17 protein-coding genes are annotated in these 17,919 nt (G+C 66.0%); 11 read left to right on the forward strand and 6 right to left on the reverse strand.

Going from position 1 to position 17,919, the window contains the following annotated elements; all coding sequences use genetic code 11:
- Window positions 1-7 precede the first annotated feature (7 nt).
- A complete protein-coding gene (locus AC5Y2L_RS26125; RefSeq protein WP_499933228.1) occupies window positions 8-1,042 on the reverse strand; it encodes an enoyl-CoA hydratase/isomerase family protein in 1,035 nt (344 codons plus the stop codon).
- Window positions 1,043-1,279: 237 nt separating this feature from the next.
- Between AC5Y2L_RS26125 and AC5Y2L_RS26130 the strand changes: the two genes are divergently transcribed.
- Window positions 1,280-2,146 carry a Bax inhibitor-1/YccA family protein gene (locus AC5Y2L_RS26130; RefSeq protein WP_499933130.1) on the forward strand — a complete coding sequence of 289 codons (867 nt, stop codon included), beginning with the start codon at window positions 1,280-1,282 and terminating at the stop codon, window positions 2,144-2,146.
- A 237-nt stretch (window positions 2,147-2,383) separates the two neighbouring features.
- Entirely contained in the window at window positions 2,384-3,238 is an 855-nt protein-coding gene (locus AC5Y2L_RS26135) for an endonuclease domain-containing protein (RefSeq protein ID WP_499933128.1), read from the forward strand.
- A gap of 138 nt (window positions 3,239-3,376) precedes the next feature.
- Here the strand turns inward: AC5Y2L_RS26135 and AC5Y2L_RS26140 are convergent, their stop codons facing one another.
- Complete coding sequence (locus tag AC5Y2L_RS26140; protein ID WP_499933126.1) at window positions 3,377-4,594, reverse strand: acetyl-CoA C-acetyltransferase; 1,218 nt, start codon at window positions 4,592-4,594, stop codon at window positions 3,377-3,379.
- A gap of 78 nt (window positions 4,595-4,672) precedes the next feature.
- Window positions 4,673-5,644 carry an SGNH/GDSL hydrolase family protein gene (locus tag AC5Y2L_RS26145; protein ID WP_499933227.1) on the reverse strand — a complete coding sequence of 324 codons (972 nt, stop codon included), beginning with the start codon at window positions 5,642-5,644 and terminating at the stop codon, window positions 4,673-4,675.
- Between the two features lie 244 nt (window positions 5,645-5,888).
- Here AC5Y2L_RS26145 and AC5Y2L_RS26150 point away from each other — a divergent pair, with 244 nt between their 5' ends.
- The 4 genes from AC5Y2L_RS26150 to AC5Y2L_RS26165 all read left to right on the forward strand — a co-directional run bounded on the left by AC5Y2L_RS26150 (window position 5,889) and on the right by AC5Y2L_RS26165 (window position 10,331).
- Window positions 5,889-6,956, forward strand: a complete 1,068-nt coding sequence (locus AC5Y2L_RS26150; protein ID WP_499933124.1) for an alpha/beta hydrolase — start codon at window positions 5,889-5,891, stop codon at window positions 6,954-6,956.
- A 74-nt stretch (window positions 6,957-7,030) separates the two neighbouring features.
- Window positions 7,031-8,425 carry a cystathionine beta-synthase gene (locus tag AC5Y2L_RS26155; RefSeq protein ID WP_499933122.1) on the forward strand — a complete coding sequence of 465 codons (1,395 nt, stop codon included), beginning with the start codon at window positions 7,031-7,033 and terminating at the stop codon, window positions 8,423-8,425.
- Window positions 8,426-8,497: 72 nt separating this feature from the next.
- Window positions 8,498-9,112 carry an RDD family protein gene (locus AC5Y2L_RS26160; RefSeq protein ID WP_499933120.1) on the forward strand — a complete coding sequence of 205 codons (615 nt, stop codon included), beginning with the start codon at window positions 8,498-8,500 and terminating at the stop codon, window positions 9,110-9,112.
- Between the two features lie 64 nt (window positions 9,113-9,176).
- Complete coding sequence (locus tag AC5Y2L_RS26165; protein WP_499933118.1) at window positions 9,177-10,331, forward strand: cystathionine gamma-synthase; 1,155 nt, start codon at window positions 9,177-9,179, stop codon at window positions 10,329-10,331.
- Window positions 10,332-10,404: 73 nt separating this feature from the next.
- On the opposite strand, the gene greA is transcribed toward AC5Y2L_RS26165, so the two are convergent.
- The gene (gene greA / locus AC5Y2L_RS26170; protein WP_499933117.1) at window positions 10,405-10,899 is read right to left on the reverse strand and encodes a transcription elongation factor GreA; all 495 of its coding nucleotides are present in this window, start codon (window positions 10,897-10,899) and stop codon (window positions 10,405-10,407) included.
- 212 nt (window positions 10,900-11,111) lie between these two features.
- Window positions 11,112-11,543 (reverse strand): DUF4307 domain-containing protein, encoded by a 432-nt coding sequence (locus tag AC5Y2L_RS26175; RefSeq protein ID WP_499933115.1) that lies wholly within the window; start codon window positions 11,541-11,543, stop codon window positions 11,112-11,114.
- Window positions 11,544-11,619: 76 nt separating this feature from the next.
- Here AC5Y2L_RS26175 and mca point away from each other — a divergent pair, with 76 nt between their 5' ends.
- The 3 genes from mca to AC5Y2L_RS26190 are packed head-to-tail and all read left to right on the forward strand — an operon-like array spanning window position 11,620 to window position 14,784.
- Complete coding sequence (gene mca, locus AC5Y2L_RS26180; protein ID WP_499933113.1) at window positions 11,620-12,492, forward strand: mycothiol conjugate amidase Mca; 873 nt, start codon at window positions 11,620-11,622, stop codon at window positions 12,490-12,492.
- 11 nt (window positions 12,493-12,503) lie between these two features.
- Window positions 12,504-12,770, forward strand: coding sequence for a hypothetical protein (locus tag AC5Y2L_RS26185; RefSeq protein ID WP_499933112.1), 267 nt, complete (start codon window positions 12,504-12,506; stop codon window positions 12,768-12,770).
- The gene (locus AC5Y2L_RS26190; protein WP_499933110.1) at window positions 12,757-14,784 is read left to right on the forward strand and encodes a thioredoxin domain-containing protein; all 2,028 of its coding nucleotides are present in this window, start codon (window positions 12,757-12,759) and stop codon (window positions 14,782-14,784) included. The genes AC5Y2L_RS26185 and AC5Y2L_RS26190 overlap by 14 nt, the downstream gene beginning before the upstream one ends.
- A gap of 63 nt (window positions 14,785-14,847) precedes the next feature.
- Here AC5Y2L_RS26190 and trhA read toward each other — a convergent pair whose 3' ends face one another.
- A complete protein-coding gene (trhA, locus tag AC5Y2L_RS26195) occupies window positions 14,848-15,570 on the reverse strand; it encodes a PAQR family membrane homeostasis protein TrhA (protein WP_499933109.1) in 723 nt (240 codons plus the stop codon).
- 142 nt (window positions 15,571-15,712) lie between these two features.
- On the opposite strand from trhA, the gene AC5Y2L_RS26200 reads away from it, so the two are divergent.
- Window positions 15,713-16,501 carry a (2Z,6E)-farnesyl diphosphate synthase gene (locus AC5Y2L_RS26200; RefSeq protein WP_499933225.1) on the forward strand — a complete coding sequence of 263 codons (789 nt, stop codon included), beginning with the start codon at window positions 15,713-15,715 and terminating at the stop codon, window positions 16,499-16,501.
- A gap of 44 nt (window positions 16,502-16,545) precedes the next feature.
- Window positions 16,546-17,913, forward strand: coding sequence for a hypothetical protein (locus AC5Y2L_RS26205; protein ID WP_499933107.1), 1,368 nt, complete (start codon window positions 16,546-16,548; stop codon window positions 17,911-17,913).
- Window positions 17,914-17,919 lie beyond the last annotated feature (6 nt).

A 17,919-nucleotide genomic window follows, 5' to 3' on the forward strand; every position in this document is an offset into this window, starting at 1 on the left:
GCCTTTCTCAGAAAGTCAGGTCGTCGTCAACGGGCTCGAAATACGCCTCGACGTCGGCCGCGGTCACCTCGACCAGCGTCGCGGGCGACCACTTCGGATTGCGATCCTTGTCCACTAATTGCGCGCGAATGCCTTCCACCAGGTCGTGGGACCGCAGCGACGCCGACGACACCCGATAGTCCTGTATCAGAACGTCTTCCAGCGTTTCCAGTTTGGCGGCGCGGCGGACCGCGGCCAGCGTCACGGACAACGCGATGGGGGAGCGGGTGGCGATCAGATTGGCGGCCTCTTCCGCCGGCCCCCCATGTTCCCGCAGCGCGGCGACGATGCCTTCGACGGTGTCGCCCGCGAAGCATTCGTCGATCCAATCCCGTTGTGCGGCAAGGTCGCTCTCCGGGGGCTCAGTGGCATAGTGGGCGACGGCGCCGGATACCCCGTCGGTCACGATCGCTGCGCGGAAAGCCTCCAGCTCGCTGTGCGGCACGTAATGATCGGCGAAACCCAGCGCGATCGCGTCGGCGCCGGAAAACGGTGCCCCGGTGAGCGCAGCGTACAAACCCAGCGCACCTGGCGCCCGGGACAGCAGATACGCCCCACCGACGTCGGGAATGAACCCGATACCGACCTCGGGCATCGCGACTTTAGAGGTGTCGGTCACCACGCGGACGTTCCCGTGTGCGCCGACACCGACGCCGCCGCCCATCACGATGCCGTCCATCAACGACACGTACGGCTTCGGGAACCGGCCGACGCGGGCGTTGAGCAGATACTCGTCGCGCCAGAACCGTCGCGCCTCGACGCCGTCCTTGCGGGCGCTGTGGTAGATCGCGACGACGTCGCCGCCGGCGCACAACCCGCGCTCGCCGGCTCCCGACAGCACGACGGCGCGCACCTCGTCGTCACGAGCCCAGCGGATGAGCACCGTGCTGAGCAACTCCACCATCGTCTGGTTCAACGAGTTGATCGCCTTGGGCCGATTGAGGGTGATCAGGCCGATGCCATTCTCGACTCGGGTCAGGACCTCGTCAGATTCCCCGGTCACGGCCTCAGTCACGCTCTAGTCTCCCCTCAAGCGGGTTGCCAAGCTGCCAGAAATGCTGTCAAGACACTTGATCAGCAATCTAGATCGTCAGCGCCGAAGGAGTGTCCGCGGGTAAGGTTCTGTTGCGATGGACGATCAGATCCAAAACCGGCAATATCAGGCAGCTAGGAACCCAGGCGGATAGCTGATCGTTGAGTAGTTGTTCGCACGGCTCGAGCCACTAGAGAGGATCCGACAGTGCGGGAGACAAGTAACCCGGTATTTCGTTCGCTGCCCAAACAGCGGGGCGGATATGCGCAGTTCGGCACTGGCCCGGCCCAGATGCAGGCGTATCAGACCAACCCTTACGCCCCCTATCAGGAGGCCCCGTATCGGGAGGCCAGAGCCACCCGGCCGATGACCATCGACGACGTCGTCACCAAGACCGGCATCACGATGGCCGTTCTGACGGCCGTTGGGGCGATCTCGTTCTTCATGGTGGCCTCCAACCACGCGCTGGCGGTGCCGTTTCTCGCGATAGGCGGGCTCGGCGCATTCATCTTGGTGATGATCGCCATCTTTGCGCGCAAGCAGGACAATCCCGCGATCGTGCTCAGCTACGCCGCACTCGAGGGGTTGGCCCTGGGCGCCTTTTCATTCGTGCTGACTTTCCCGGTCAAGTCCACCAGCGCGGGGATGATGATCGGCCAGGCCATCGCCGGCACCTTGGGCGTGATGTTCGGGATGCTCGTCGTCTACAAGACTGGTGCTATCCGGGTCACACCTCGGTTCACCCGCATGGTCATCGCCGCAGGGTTCGGCCTGGTTGTTCTCATGCTCGTCAATTTCCTTCTGGCGGTGTTCGGTGTGAATGGCGGCGCCGGGCTCGGCATCCGTGGCGGCCCGCACGACACTGGTATCCCCTGGCTGGCGGTGCTCTTCTCCGTGGTGTGCATCTGCGTGGCGGCGTTCTTCTTCCTGCTCGACTTTGATCAGGCGGATCAGCTGATCCGCGCCGGGGCGCCGGAGAAGGCGGCGTGGGGTGTCGCGCTGGGCCTGGCACTCACGTTGGTGTGGCTGTACACCGAGATCCTGCGCCTGCTCAGTTACTTCCAGAACGACTAAGCGCGAGCAGTCGCTAAAAGCCCCCGCACGACGCGGGGGCTTTTTGCCGTTGACTCTGCGCCTACGGCGTGCCGCACTCGCACTTTTGCGCCGTGGATGCAGAGTCAACTGCGGTGTCGGTGTGGGCTGCGACCGCATGCCGTTGACTCTGCGCCTAAGGCGTTCGGCACTCGCACTTTTGCGCCGTAGATGCAGAGTCAACTGCGGTGTCGGTGTGGGCTGCGACCATTGCCCAGCATGGGAGCGGATCAACAACCGTTCATCGGCAGCGAGGCGCTGGCCGCCGGTGACATCAGCCGATATGAGCTGCGCAAGTACTACCGGGCGATCATGCCGAACGTCTACATCGAAAAGCGCATGGCGCCGTCGCTGCGACAACGCAGCACAGCTGCCTGGCTCTGGTCGAACAGGGAGGCAGTGATAGCCGGCGCCGCAGCATCGGCGCTGCACGGCGCCAAGTGGGTGGACGAGGATGCGCCGGTCGAAGTGATTTGGCGCAATGCGAGACCGCCGCAAGGCGTCATAGCACGGCATGACCTGCTGTTGAGCGACGAATTCCAAAGGCTTGACGGCATGCACGTGACGACACCGGAGCGCACTGCCTTCGACATCGGAAGGCGCGGACCGCGAGATGCGGCCGTCGCCGGCCTTGATGCACTCGCCGCAGCCACCGGGTTCAAAGTGAAGGATGTCCAGGAGCTGGCCGCCAACCATCGACACACGCGGGGTCTGCGTCAGTTGGAAATGGCGCTGGATCTGGTCGACGAAGGAGCCCACTCGCCCAAGGAGACTTGGCTGCGGCTCCTGCTGATCGATGCCGGTTTCCCGAGGCCGCGTACCCAGATCCCCGTCCCGGGCGCGGACGGCTTTCCCCGCTACTTCCTCGACATGGGTTGGGAGGAAATCATGTTGGCCGTCGAGTATGACGGCGAACAGCATTGGACCGATCCGTGGCAGTTCGCCAACGACGTCGAGCGGCAGGAGTACATCGCCAAAATCGGTTGGACCGTTATCAGAGTGGTTTCGCGGCACCGGCCCTACGACGTGATCCGCCGAGTTCGGCATGCATGGGATGCGTTGACTCTGCGCTGACGGCGTGCGCTACTCGCACTTTTGCGCCCTAGACGCAGAGTCAACGCTGCGGATTGAAGCGTGGGACGCCTTGACTCTGCGCTGACGGCGTGCGCTACTCGCACTTTTGCGCCCTAGACGCAGAGTCAACGCCCAAACTCAAGACAGCCGCTCGAGCACCATCGCCATACCCTGGCCGCCACCCACGCACATGGTTTCCAGGCCCAACGTCTTGTCGTGGGTCTGCAGGTTGTTCAGCAGCGTGGTGGCGATGCGTGCCCCCGTCATCCCGAACGGGTGGCCCAAAGCGATCGCACCACCCGACACGTTCAGCTTGTCCTCGTCGATGCCCAACTCCCGCGCCGAGCCCAGCACCTGCACCGCGAATGCCTCGTTGATCTCGAACAAGTCGATGTCGCTGATCGACATGCCGGCTCGTTGCAGCGCCTGCTTGGACGCCTCGATCGGGCCCAAACCCATGATTTCCGGCGATAGAGCGCTGACCCCGGTGGATACGATCCGCGCCAGCGGAGTCAGCCCGAGCTCCTTGGCCTTGGTATCGCTGGTGATCACCAGCGCGGCGGCGCCGTCATTCAGCGGACAGGCATTGCCGGCGGTTACGGTGCCGTTCGGCCGGAACACCGGTTTGAGCTCGCTGACCTTCTCGTAGGTGGTCCCGGGCCGCGGCCCGTCATCCGTCGTGACGGTGCTTCCATCCGGCAGGGTTACCGGGCTGATCTCGCGCTCGAAGAACCCGTTCTTGATTGCCTCCTCGGCGCGGTTCTGGCTGCGCACGCCCCAGTGGTCTTGGTCTTCGCGGCTGATGCCGGTCATGATCGCCACGTTCTCTGCGGTCTGGCCCATGGCGATGTAGACGTCGGGCACATTGCCGTCCGCACGCGGGTCGTGCCATTCGTCGGCACCCGCGGCTGCGGCGCTGGAGCGTTCCTGGGCCTCATCGAAGAGCGGGTTCTTGGTGTCCGGCCAGGAGTCGGAGTTCCCCTTGCCGAATCGGGAGACGGTTTCGACGCCCGCGGAGATGAACGCGTCGCCCTCGCCGGCCTTGATCGCGTGGAACGCCATCCGGGTGGTCTGCAGCGACGACGAGCAGTAGCGGTTGACGGTGGTGCCCGGCAAGAAGTCGTAGCCGAGGGCAACCGCGACGACGCGCGCCATGTTGAAGCCTTGTTCACCGCCGGGCAGGCCGCACCCGAGGATGAGGTCGTCGATGTGGTGCGGGTTAAGCGCCGGAACCTTGTCGAGCGCGGCGCGGACCATCTGAACGGCCAGGTCGTCGGGCCGCATGTTGATCAGTGACCCTTTCATGGCGCGACCGATCGGTGACCGGGCAGTTGAGACGATGACGGCTTCCGGCATGACGGCTCCTTTATTCGGGCTGCGGGCTCGCCTCGGATCGAGTGGTAGAACCGGCGTTCAATTAAGACGCAGACAAATCTAGTCGCTGCCCACTCGTTCACACGACGGGGCAGCCCCTGCGGATGACGAGTCCGACGGGCGGCGCCAGAGGCGCGACATGACACTGAGCCGGGTATGGGCGTGACCCAGGACGCGCACATTGGGCCGCGCCGGTGCTACAAGCGTTGGGCTGGGGCCCTTTTCGCCCAGCGCATCGGACAGCGCAAGCAGCAGCTGTTCGGCCGCCAGCGCATACGCGGGCGCCGCGGGGTGGTAGCCGTCCGGGGCGAACATCAGGTCCGGCATGGCCCGGAAATGCGGTGCCATGAGCTGACCCAGCGGAACCGGCACACCGCCGGCCGCCTTGACCGCCGCGGTCTGGGCGCGGGCCAGCTGCACACCACGGGTGTGCGCAATGGAACGCAGCGGCTGCGGGATGGCGGTGATGACGCCCAAATCCGGGCAGGTGCCCACGATCACCACCGCGCCGCGGGCGCGCAACTTGCGCACCGCCATACCCAGCCGTGCCGCCGACTGGCTGATGCCGTTGAGCGCGGTGATGTCGTTCGCGCCGACCATGATGACCGCCGCATCCGGCGGCGCCCCGGCCACGAACATCGCATCTACTTGCCCCCCAACGCCTTTCGACGTGGCCCCGACGATGGCTTTGGTGCTCAACCGAACCCGCTTGTCGGTGTGCTCGGCCAGCGCGCGGGCGATCAGCACGCCGGGTACCTCGTCGGCGCTGGTACACCCGTAACCGGCGGCCGTCGAGTCACCGAACATCATCAGGTGCAAGTCCACCGGCATGCCGCGCTGCCAACGCTGCACCGGAGCGCCGCCCGGGGTGTACACCCCGTCGGCGCGCGGGGGAACGTCCCATGACTTCGGAATCACCGTGCGCGCCTGCGTCGCCTGGCCGACCAGTAGATTGCGCGCCCCCAAGTAGGCCGTACCTGTCGAGGCAAGCGCACCTGCTGTGGCCAGGGCGATCGTCGAGCGACGCGGCACCCGTATGGTCACGAGATCAAGTTTAGGTCGTCTGCAGAGTTTGCGTGTGCTGCCCACAAACGGCGTCATTACGTTGTGGATCAAATGTGGTATCGAATTAGCTTCTTCACATGTTCTACCTAGAAAGCGCTGTCAAGCTAAGTTGCGGAGCCGGCTGAAGGCCTGGGGATAAGCAGTTGAACCGAAGCCCAAGTCGCTTCGTCACATGCTGTATCGGACTACAACGGCGTAGGAAGTGTTGAGCATGACCGCACCTAGAAAGGTCTCCGGCTCGCCCCGCCATGCCATCCGGCCTCGGGATGTGCTGCGGGCACGCAGAGATAAAAGCCGCATATTCGCGCTCAGCGACTCCGCCCCGGTGGAGGTGCTCGAGTCCGGCCCCAGCATCCCTGCGCGATTAGCCACGCTGGCGTCCTGGTTGACCATACGGCCGGTCTTGGCCGTCGGTAGCTACGTCCCTAACCTGCCGTGGCCGTGGGGTCTGGTCGACCTGACGGCCAAGTTGCTGTTGCCGGTCTCCGCGACCGTGCGAGCCGAGGTGACCTTGCCTAATGCCTCTGCTCAGCTAGTGCGGGCACCTGGGGTGTTGCCCGCGGACGGTACTCGACGGGTGGTTGTCTATCTGCACGGCGGCGCATTCCTGACGTGTGGAGCAAACTCGCACGGCCGTCTGGTCGAAGCGCTATCCAAGTTTGCTGATGCGCCCGTTCTGGTGGTCAATTACCGGCTGCTGCCCAAGCATTCGATCGGAATGGCGCTGGACGACTGCTACGACGGCTACCGCTGGCTGCGGTCGTGTGGCTATCAGCCAGACCAGATTGTGTTGGCTGGAGATTCCGCCGGCGGGTATCTGGCGCTGGCGCTGGCGCAGCGTCTGCAGGAAGAGGGCGAGGATCCAGCCGGGCTGGTCGCCATCTCGCCACTGCTCCAGCTAGCAAAGGAGTGCAAGCAGGCGCACCCCAACATCAAATCCGACGCCATGTTCCCGGCCAAGGCTTTCGATGCCCTCATCGAATTGGTTGCTAGCGCGGCTGAAAAGCACATTGTTGACGGCAAGCCGGAAGAGATTTACGAGCCTCTGGAGCACATCAAACCAGGGCTGCCGCGGACCTTGATCCACGTTTCCGGGTCCGAGGTGTTGCTGCATGACGCGCAGTTGGCGGCCAGCAGGCTGGCGGCGGTCGGGGTCCCTGCCGAGGTGCGGGTCTGGCCAGGCCAGGTTCACGACTTCCAACTGGCCGCGCCGCTGGTGCCCGAGGCGGTCCGTTCGCTGCGCCAGATCGGGGAGTACATCCGCGAGGCCACCGAATAACCCCGCGACGGCCTACCGCGCTGGGCCGGTGGAGCGGATGTGCGTGGCCAGAAATCGCCTGAGACGATGAACCCATGCGGATTGCGCAGCACATCAGTGACCTCATCGGTGGCACGCCACTCGTTCGCCTGAACTCTGTCGTCCCGCCCGGTGCCGGCACCGTGCTGGCAAAGGTCGAATACCTCAATCCCGGAGGCAGTTCCAAAGACCGGATCGCGGCCAAGATGATCGACGCCGCCGAGGCCAGCGGGCAACTGAAGCCGGGCGGCACGATCGTGGAACCCACTTCCGGCAACACCGGTGTCGGGCTGGCCCTGGTCGCCCAACACCGCGGCTACAAGTGCATCTTCGTGTGCCCGGACAAGGTCAGCGAAGACAAGCGCAATGTGCTGCTGGCCTACGGCGCCGAGGTGGTCGTCTGCCCGACGGCCGTCCCTCCCGACGATCCCGATAGCTACTACAGCGTTTCCGACCGACTGGTCACGGAGATCGAAGGTGCTTGGAAACCCGATCAGTACGCCAACCCCGAAGGCCCGGCCAGCCACTACGAGACCACCGGCCCGGAGATCTGGGCGGACACCGACGGCAAGGTCACGCATTTCGTCGCGGGGATCGGCACCGGCGGGACGATCACCGGCGCGGGACGCTACCTCAAAGAAGTGTCGAGCGGTCGGGTGCGCATCGTCGGCGCCGATCCGGAGGGATCGGTGTATTCGGGCGGCGCTGGCCGGCCGTATCTGGTCGAGGGAGTGGGCGAGGACTTCTGGCCGGCAGCGTATGACCCGACCGTGCCCGACCAGATCATCGCGGTGTCGGACTCCGACTCCTTCAACATGACCAGACGGTTGGCGCGGGAAGAAGCGATGCTGGTGGGCGGGTCCTGCGGGATGGCGGTGGTGGCCGCGCTCAAGGTCGCGGTGGAGGCCGGTCCGGACGCGATGGTCGTCGTCCTGCTGCCCGACGGCGGGCGCGGTTACATGTCGAAGATCTTCAACGACGCGTGGATGTCGTCGTACGGGTTCCTGCGCAGCCGCCTCGACGGATCGACCGACGAGTTCACAGTCGGCGATGTGCTGCGGCGGAAATCCGGCGAGCTGCCCGATCTGGTGCACACCCATCCCTCGGAGACGGTGCGCGACGCGATCGGCATCCTGCGTGAGTACGGGGTATCCCAGATGCCCGTCGTCGGCGCCGAACCGCCGGTGATGGCCGGCGAGGTCGCCGGCAGCGTGTCCGAACGCGAGCTGCTCTCCGCCGTTTTCGAGGGCCGGGCCAACTTGGCCGACGCCGTGGCAGAGCATATGAGCCCGCCGCTGCGCATGATCGGCGCCGGGGAGTTGATCAGCGTCGCCGGCAAGGCATTGCGTGACTTCGACGCGTTGATGGTGGTGGAGGAAGGCAAGCCGGTCGGGGTCATCACCCGATACGACTTGTTGGGTTTCCTCTCCGAAGGGCCGCGTCGACGGTAGGGCCGGCGGTGCTCAGGTACCGTAATGCCGCGCTTCTTCCTTAGTTCAGCTACTCGGGAGTGAGGGTTGCCCATGACCGAACAACCGCCCCCCGGCGAGTTCTCCCCGCCGCCCCCGCCGCCCCCGCTGCCGGACGGTATGTCCTACCCGCCGCCGCCCCCATCATCCGGGGCCGTCGCGCCGCCGCCGCCGGGACCGGTGGTGCGGGCCCAGCCGACGGAGAACTACACGCCGTGGACCACCCGGGCTCTGGCGGGGCTAATCGACTACGGCCCCGTCTTTCTCGTGATCGGCATCGGGGCGGTGCTCAACGGCGTGCTCACCACCGCGAGCTCTTGCGTCACCACTGTCTCGGGGTATACCGCAACCACCCAGTGCTCCGAGCCCTCGGTGGTCGGCCCGGTGTTGTTTGTCGTGCTGCTGCTGGCCGGGCTTGCCTGCATGTTGTGGAACAACGGCTACCGCGAGGGCACCACCGGGTCGAGCATCGGCAAGTCGATCATGAAATTCAAGGTGGTCAGCGAAATCACCGGACAGCCACTCGGTTTCGGGATGTCCGTTTTGCGCCAGCTCGCGCACACCGCCGACGCGGTCATCTGCTTCATCGGTTTCCTGCTTCCGCTGTGGGACGCGAAGCGTCAAACTCTGGCGGACAAGATCATGACCACGGTGTGCCTGCCGATCTGACCGCTGGGATCGGCTGGGTCACGACCTCGTCGTGAAAGCGCGCTAGCCCACTACGCTGTCGTCGATGAGCGACGCAGACCACTTCAAGGGCCTGGCCACCAAGGCCATCCACGCCGGATACCGCCCCGACCTTTCGACGGGCGCGGTGAACACCCCGATCTACGCCAGCAGTACGTTCGCCCAAGACGGTGTCGGCGGTTTGCGCGGCGGGTTCGAATACGCGCGCACCGGCAACCCGACCCGGGCCGCATTGGAGGCGGCGCTGGCCGCAGTGGAGGCCGGCAGTCACGGACGGGCCTTCGGATCCGGCATGGCGGCGACCGACTGTGCGCTGCGGGCGATGCTGCGACCCGGCGACCACGTGGTCATCCCCAACGACGCCTACGGTGGCACATTTCGGTTGATCGACAAGGTGTTTAGCCAGTGGGGCATCGAGTACACCCCGGTGGCGCTGGCCGACTTGGACGCCGTGGCGGCCGCGCTCAAGCCCCGAACTCGGCTGATCTGGGTGGAAACCCCGACCAATCCACTGCTGTCCATCGCCGATATCGCCGGTATTGCCGAAATCGGTGCTGCGCATTCCGCAAAAGTATTGGTGGACAACACATTTGCCTCGCCCGCGCTACAGCAGCCGTTGACACTGGGCGCCGACGTGGTGCTGCACTCGACCACCAAGTACATCGGCGGCCACTCCGATGTGGTGGGTGGCGCGCTGGTCACCAACGATGCAGAGCTGGACGCCGCGTTCGCCTTCTTGCAGAACGGGGCTGGCGCAGTGCCGGGCCCATTCGACGCCTACCTGACCATGCGCGGCCTGAAGACGTTGGTGCTTCGGATGCAGCGGCACAGCGAAAACGCCCTTGCCGTAGCGCAATTCCTCGCCGAGCATCCCTCGGTGAGCGAAGTGTTGTATCCGGGCCTGCCCACACATCCCGGGCATGAGATCGCCGCGCGGCAGATGGTCGGGTTCGGCGGCATGGTGTCGGTGCGGATGCGGGCCGGGCGTCAAGCCGCCGAAGCTCTCTGCGCGCGCACGCAGGTGTTCATCCTCGCGGAGTCGCTGGGCGGGGTGGAGTCACTGATCGAACATCCCAGCGCCATGACGCACGCGTCGACGGCAGGTTCGCAATTGGAGGTACCCGACGACTTGGTGCGGCTTTCGGTCGGCATCGAGGACCTGGCCGACCTGTTGGCCGATCTCGAACAGGCGCTCGGATAGCGCGCCGAGTGCGCATCTCACGACGCAACACGCCGGGCAGGCGTCGCCGGATTCACACTCGGCGGGTCATCTTCTAGGAGTGGTAGGGCTCCGCGCTGACGAGCGTGACTTGGACGGTGTTGCCGTTGGGCACGGTGTAGCTGCGCGTCTCGCCCACCTTCGCGTCGATCAGAGCACCGCCCAGCGGTGAGTTCGGCGAGAACACTTCGAGTTTGCCGTCGTTGACGCCCTCTTGGCGGGTGGCGATCAGGAACGTCTCGGTGTCCGACTCGTCGCCGTTGTAGTAGACCTTGACCACCGAACCCGGCAGCGCTACCCCCGACTGCTTGGGCGCTTCGCCGACCTTCGCGTTGTTGAGCAGGTCCTGCAGCTGGCGGATGCGGGCCTCTTGCTGACCCTGCTCCTCGCGGGCAGCGTGATAGCCGCCGTTCTCCCGCAGGTCGCCCTCCTCGCGGCGGTCGTTGATCTCCGCGGCAATGACCGGACGGTTCGCAATCAGCTGATCGAGCTCGGCCTTGAGTCGGTCATGTGACTCTTGGGTCAACCAGGTCACCTGAGTATCCGTCATCTCGTCGTGCTCCTTGTGTTCTCGATTCCGCGTATCCGCGCAAGCCTCAATCCGGGCTGACCGGAAAGCATCCGGGCCCCCGACCCGTCGTGCTGCCGTTCTGCTTACGGCCACTAATGCAGCAATACACGGCCCCAGCCGGGACCGTGCATTCGACTATGTTACCACCGCGGAAACAATCGATGTCGGCATTTGTGGCTAAGCACGTCAGGTCAGGCCGGGCGCAGATAGCTCGGCACGCTGGTACCGCAACCGTAGATGTCGGCCATCACCGGCGGTTTGCTCGACTTCAGCGTCGTTGTGACCTGCACAGTGCCCTGGGTGGACGGCGGGACAAGGACTTCGCGCCGGCCGGTCTCACTGCCGTCTTTGGCCCGGACCCGCACGATGCAGTCCACGGGTTGCGATGGATCCGAACGCGTCACGCTGATGGTCACCGACGCCGTCTCGTCGTCGATCACGCGATAGCCGGCCAGCGAGCCCGACACGGCGCTGGTCCCCAGCCGCTGGTAGCCGATGACGGCGATGACCACGCCGGCGCCGAAGACCAGCAACGTCAGCGCAATCGCGACCCGGCGACGTGTCCTGCTGGACAAACGCGAACGCCCGTAGCGGGTCTCCGGACGTGACACAGGTGTAGCCATCGGAATTTGGAATTATAGGGTCAGCTATAGGCGCTAAAACCCCACGGGGCGATCAGGCGGACCGACAAGGGGGCACGTGAGCAAACTGCGGTTGATGGCGGTGCATGCCCACCCCGACGACGAGTCCAGCAAGGGCGCCGCCACCCTTGCCCGCTACGCCGACGAGGGCCACCGCGTTCTGGTGGTGACGCTCACCGGAGGCGAGCGCGGCGAAATCCTCAACCCGGCCATGGACCTGCCCGACGTGCACGGACACATCGCCGAAATCCGGCGCGACGAGATGGCAAAGGCGGCCGAGATCCTCGGCGTCGAGCACACGTGGCTGGGTTTCGTCGACTCCGGCCTGCCCAAAGGCGATCTTCCGCCTCCGTTGCCCGACGGCTGTTTCGCACTGGTACCGCTCGAAGTGTCCACCGCGGCCCTGGTGCGGGTGGTGCGCGAGTTCCGGCCGCACGTGATGCTGACGTACGACGAGAACGGCGGTTACCCGCATCCCGATCACATCCGCTGCCACCAGGTGTCGGTAGCCGCCTACGAGGCGGCCGGTGATTACTGCCGCTTTCCGGACGCGGGTGAGCCGTGGACGGTTTCCAAGCTGTATTACATTCACGGTTTCCTGCGCCAGCGCATGCAGGTGTTGCAGGACGAATTCGTCCGGCACGGCCAGGAGGGGCCGTTCAAGAAATGGCTGGAGCTGTGGGATCCCGGTCATGACGTGTTCGCCGACCGGGTGACCACGCGCGTCGAGTGCTCGGCCTATTTCAGTCGGCGCGACGATGCGCTGCGCGCGCACGCCACCCAGATCGACCCGAACGCCGAGTTCTTCGCCGCACCGATCTCCTGGCAACAACGGCTATGGCCGACCGAGGAATTCGAGTTGGCGCGTTCCCGGGTGCCGATCGCCATGCCCGAGACCGACCTGTTCGCCGGAATCGAGTCGGACGCGTGAATGTGCTCGCGATGAGCGTGGCGATCCTCGCCGAGGGGACACCGCGAAACACCGGACCCGATTTCGGCAAGGCCAGCCCGTTCGGGCTGCTGGTGATCGTGCTGCTGGTCATCGCGACGTTGTTCCTACTGCGCTCGATGAACCGGCAACTCAAGAAGGTTCCGAAATCGTTCGACCGCGACAACCCGGAACTCGACCAGGCGGCCGACGAAGGCACCGATACCGCGCGGGGCGCCGAGCACGACCCCCGGCCGGGACCCGACGATGAGCCAGGCTGACGCTTCGCGGACAAATACCCTCGGGACGGCCACGAGCCCGTATTTGCGCCAGCATGCAGACAACCCGGTGCAATGGCAGCAGTGGACGCCGCAGGCGCTGGCCTACGCGGCCGAGCGCGACGTGCCGATCCTGTTGTCCATCGGTTATGCGGCGTGCCACTGGTGTCATGTGATGGCGCACGAGTCGTTCGAGGACCCCGACGTGGCTGCCGTCATGAACGACGGGTTCGTCTGCATCAAAGTGGACCGGGAGGAACGGCCCGACATCGACTCGGTCTACATGAACGCCACCGTCGCTCTCACCGGGCAGGGCGGTTGGCCGATGACCTGTTTCCTCACGCCCGACGGCAGGCCGTTCTTCTGCGGTACCTACTATCCGAAAGCTGGTTTCCTGCAACTACTTTCAGCCGTATCTCAGACTTGGCGGCACCGCCGCGACGAGGTGGAGAAAGCGTCGGACCGGATTAGCGGCGAGTTGCGCTCGATGGCTGTGGGTCTGCCCGCCGGCGGCCCGGATGTCGCGCCGGCGCTGTGTGACCACGCCGTGGCGACGGTGCTGCGCGACCAGGATACGGTGCACGGCGGTTTCGGTGCGGCGCCCAAGTTCCCGCCGTCGGCGCTGCTGGAGGCGCTGCTGCGCAACTATGAGCGCACCGGGTCGGCAGCGGCGCTGGAGGCGGTCTCGCGCACCGGCAATGCGATGGCGCGCGGCGGCATTTACGACCAGCTCGCCGGGGGGTTCGCCCGGTACAGCGTCGACAACGCTTGGGTGGTGCCGCATTTCGAGAAGATGCTGTACGACAACGCTTTACTGTTGCGCGTCTACGCGCATTGGGCGCGCCGCACCGGAGATCCCTTGGCGCGCAGGGTCGCTGCGCAGACGGCACGGTTTCTGCTGGACGATCTGTCCGCCGGCGACATGTTCACGTCCTCCTTGGACGCCGACGCCGACAGTCGTGAGGGTTCGACGTATGTCTGGACGCCCCACCAGCTCACCGATGTCCTTGGCGACGACGACGGCCGTTGGGCGGCAGAGCTTTTCGCCGTCACCGAATCCGGCACCTTCGAACACGGCACTTCGGTGCTGCAGTTGCCCGCCGACCCCGACGATCCGCAACGAGCCGAACGCATCCGGACGGCCTTGCTGGCCGCGCGGCTGACCCGGGTCCAGCCCGAGCGCGACGACAAGGTCGTCACGGCGTGGAACGGGTTGGCGATCACCGCATTAGCCGAAGCCGGTGTCGCGCTGCAGGAACCCGAATTGGTGGCAGCCGCGCAGCGATGTGCGGGCAAGCTGTTGAACCTGCACGTCGTGGACGGCCGGCTGCGCCGGGCCAGCCTGGGCGGTGTGGTGGGCGACAGCGCCGCGATTTTGGAGGACCACGCGATGCTGGCCACCGGATTGCTGGCGATTTACCAGCAGAGCCTTGACGAGGTGTGGCTGGCGGCGGCCACCGACCTACTCGACATCGCCTTGCGTCACTTCGCTGACCCGCAGCAGCCGGGACGCTGGTTCGACACGGCCGACGACGCCGAGCAGCTGGTGCTTCGGCCGGCTGACCCGTTGGACGGCGCGACACCGTCGGGCGCGTCGTCGATCACCGAGGCGCTGTTGACGGCCGCACATCTGGTCGACGGCGAACGGGCCGAGCGATATCTGCGGGCGGCGTCCGACGGGCTGGGCACGAGCTCGGTCCTGCTGGCGCGAGCGCCGCGGTCGGCCGGACATTGGTTGGCCGTGGCCGAGGCCGCCGTGCGCGGACCGCTGCAGATCGCGGTGGCCTGCGACCCCTCGGAGTCGACCCTGCTGGCCGAGGCTCGCCGGTTGGCACCCGGCGGGGCGATCGTCGTGGGCGGGGAGTGCGACTCGGCGGCACTGTTGGCCGGTCGGGATCGGGTGGGTGGCGCCGACGCTGCCTACGTATGCCGGGGGCGGACGTGCGACCTGCCGGTCACCGGAGCTGTGGAACTGGCGAACGCGCTGGGCATGGCCCACCAAGCGCCGAGCCGGTAATTTTGCAGGCTTCTACTCGAACTTTCGCTGCAGATTTACAGTTTCGGCGAGATTGCGCATAGCTCAGAACACCACGAACCACATGGCGATGTAATGGCAGATCGCCGCCACGGCGGTGCAGGCATGGAAGAACTCGTGGTATCCGAATGTCGTCGGCCACGGGTCCGGCCAACGCAGCCCGTACAGAACGCCGCCGATGCTGTACAGGGCGCCGCCGACGAACAGCAGCACCATGGCGGCCACTCCGGCGTTGTGCAAGATCGTCCCGGTGAACCACACCGCGACCCACCCCAGCAGCAGATACAGCGGCACGCCCACCCAGCGCGGTGACGACGGCCAGCACATCTTCAGCAGGATGCCGGCCACGGCTCCGCCCCACACGATCCACAACACCAGGCGACCCTGAGCCGGCGGCAGCGCCAGCAGCGCAAACGGCGTGTAACTGCCGGCGATGAACACGAAGATCATCGAGTGGTCCAGCCGCTTCATCCACGTTCTGGCGGTCGCAGACTGCCATTTCACCCGGTGATACGTGGCGCTGACGGTGAACATGACGATCGTCGCCGCGGTGTACACCAGCGTGGCCAGCCCGGCGCGAGCCGATGCCACCGCCCAGGACACCGCGACCAGCGAGGCGCCCGCAACCACCGCGATTCCGGCGGCATACACGTGAATCCACCCGCGGAACCGCGGCCTGGTCAGTACCCGGGCTACGCCCTCGACCAGTTGCTCGGCGACGGTGCTGGAAGACCCGGATTCGGGTTCCGCGTTCGCGACCGCGCTCACCTGGCCGAGTCCCTTCTGCTGCGATGACAGTTATCGATCATCAACAGTAGCGTCGACGCCCGTCTCACGTCGGTTGGCGGGACGTGATGTTGGCGGAAAGGTGGGCCGGAGATGGTTGCCCGTCACAGTAGTCTTGATCTTCGTGGAGATCATCCCGCGGCGGCTCAAGGAGCCGTTGTATCGCGTCTACGAGTTGCGGCTGAAGCAGGGTCTGGCCGCCTCGAAATCCGAGCTGCCGCGGCACATCGCGGTGTTGTGTGACGGCAACCGGCGGTGGGCGCGCAGCGCCGGCTACGAGGACGTCAGCTACGGCTACCGGATGGGCGCCGCCAAGATCGCGGAGATGCTGCGGTGGTGCCAGGAAGCCGGCATCGAGATGACCACGGTGTACCTGCTTTCAACGGAGAATTTGCAGCGCGATCCCGACGAGCTCGGCGCTCTCATCGAGATCATCACCGACGTCGTCGAGGAGATCTGCGCGCCGGCCAATCACTGGAGTGTGCGCACGGTCGGGGATCTGGAGCTGCTCGGAGAGGAGCCGGCCCGTCGGCTGCGTGGCGCGGTGGAGTCGACGCCCGGCACCGCACCTTTCCACGTCAACGTCGCCGTGGGCTACGGCGGTCGCCGGGAGATCGTCGACGCGGTGCGCGCGTTGTTGAGCAAGCAACTCGCCAATGGCGCCACAGCCGAGGAGCTCGTCGACGCGGTGACCGTCGAGGCGATCTCCGAAAACCTTTACACCTCTGGGCAACCCGACCCCGACCTGGTGATCCGCACCTCCGGGGAGCAACGCCTGTCGGGGTTTTTGCTGTGGCAGAGCGCGTACTCGGAGATGTGGTTCACCGAGGCGCACTGGCCCGCGTTTCGCCGAGTCGACTTCCTGCGCGCGCTGCGCGACTACAGCCAGCGGCATCGCAGATACGGCAAGTAGCGCAGCGGGGTCGGCACCAAGGCACCCGTGCCACACTGGGAGGCATGGCTGCGCTGTCGGCGGTGGTTTTCACGCTGAGCGGGTGGCTCGGCTTGTACCTGTTGGCCCGTGATCCGCGCAAACCTGTGCTTGCCTTGGCGGCGGTTGGACTGTGTGGCTTCGCGCTGGTGGTGGCGCTGGACGCGGTGCGCACCACTACTGGTCAAGGCCATACCCAGTTACTCGGTCAGCTCGAGATCTATCTGGCAGCGGTGCCTAGCGTGGCGTGGTTTGCGGTGCTGGTCGAGCTGTCCCGGCCCTCCGATAGCTGGCGCGCCCGCACCGGGGAGTTCTTGCTTGTCGGCGGGGTCGCCGCGCTGACGCTGTTCGGGGCGATGATGGCGGGCAGCGTCGAGGGTCCGCTGCGGCCGGGCCATCTGATGATGTTCGCGGTGATCTCGATTTCCACGCTGGGCGCCATGGTGGCGGCGGTGCGGCGGGCCGCGCAGCCGGTCGCTGGGGTGGTTGTGCTGGCGACGCTGTTCTTCGCCCTGTCCAACGCCATCCTGATCATCCCGTTGGGACTGCTGCCCAGCTGGCTGGCCCTGGCCTCGACGGGCGTGGACGTGCTGTTGCTCGGTGTGGCGGTGGCCCGGTGGGATGCTTTCGACGAGGGTCAGGCGCTCTGGGCGGACATGCAGCGCTCGTTTGCCGGCTCGGTGGCCATTGCCACGCTGTTCGGCGGCCAGGCGTTGATCGGCCTGGCGCTGACTGGCAATGTGCCGACCGCGCAGACAGCCCTGACCGTGCTGCTGTTCACCAGTCTGGCGATCGCGATCAGCGTGCAGGTGCTCGCCGATCCGTTGGCCGGGATGCTGGACCGCCTGGCGTTCTCGAAGTCGCCGGCCCTGCGCGCCGACCGCGCGGCGCTGCGGCATACCGGTGCGGCATTGCCGCTGCGGGCCGAGGATCCGCTCGGGGACGTCGACGACGACACCTTCGTCAGGCTCACCCGTCGGGCATTGGGCCACTATGCGGATCTGACCAAGCTCGTCGCCAGCCCACTGACCTCGCTGCCGGTGATCGATCAGCGACTGGCCGCCCGCGGCGCACCCGACCATCCCCTGGAGCGAGCCAACGAGCTCAAAGCCGTCCTCGCCGACGGCATTGCGCGCCTCAAGCCACGCGACGCCGGGGATTTCGGCACCACCGAGGAATGGCGCTATTACAACTCGCTGTACTTCCCGTACGTCGTCGGCGTGCGGGCATACGCGCAGAACGCCACCGCAGCCGGGCTTGACCCCACCGCCCGGCAAGCCTGGCAGTGGCTGGTCACCGAGGTTCCGCAGCGCTCGCTGCACAACTGGCAAAACGCGGCGGCCCGGCTCATCGCCGCCGATCTGCGCGGCTGGGTGACGGTCCCCAGCGAGTAAGTCCGC

The sequence above is a fragment of the Mycobacterium sp. NGS66 genome (assembly GCF_059812225.1).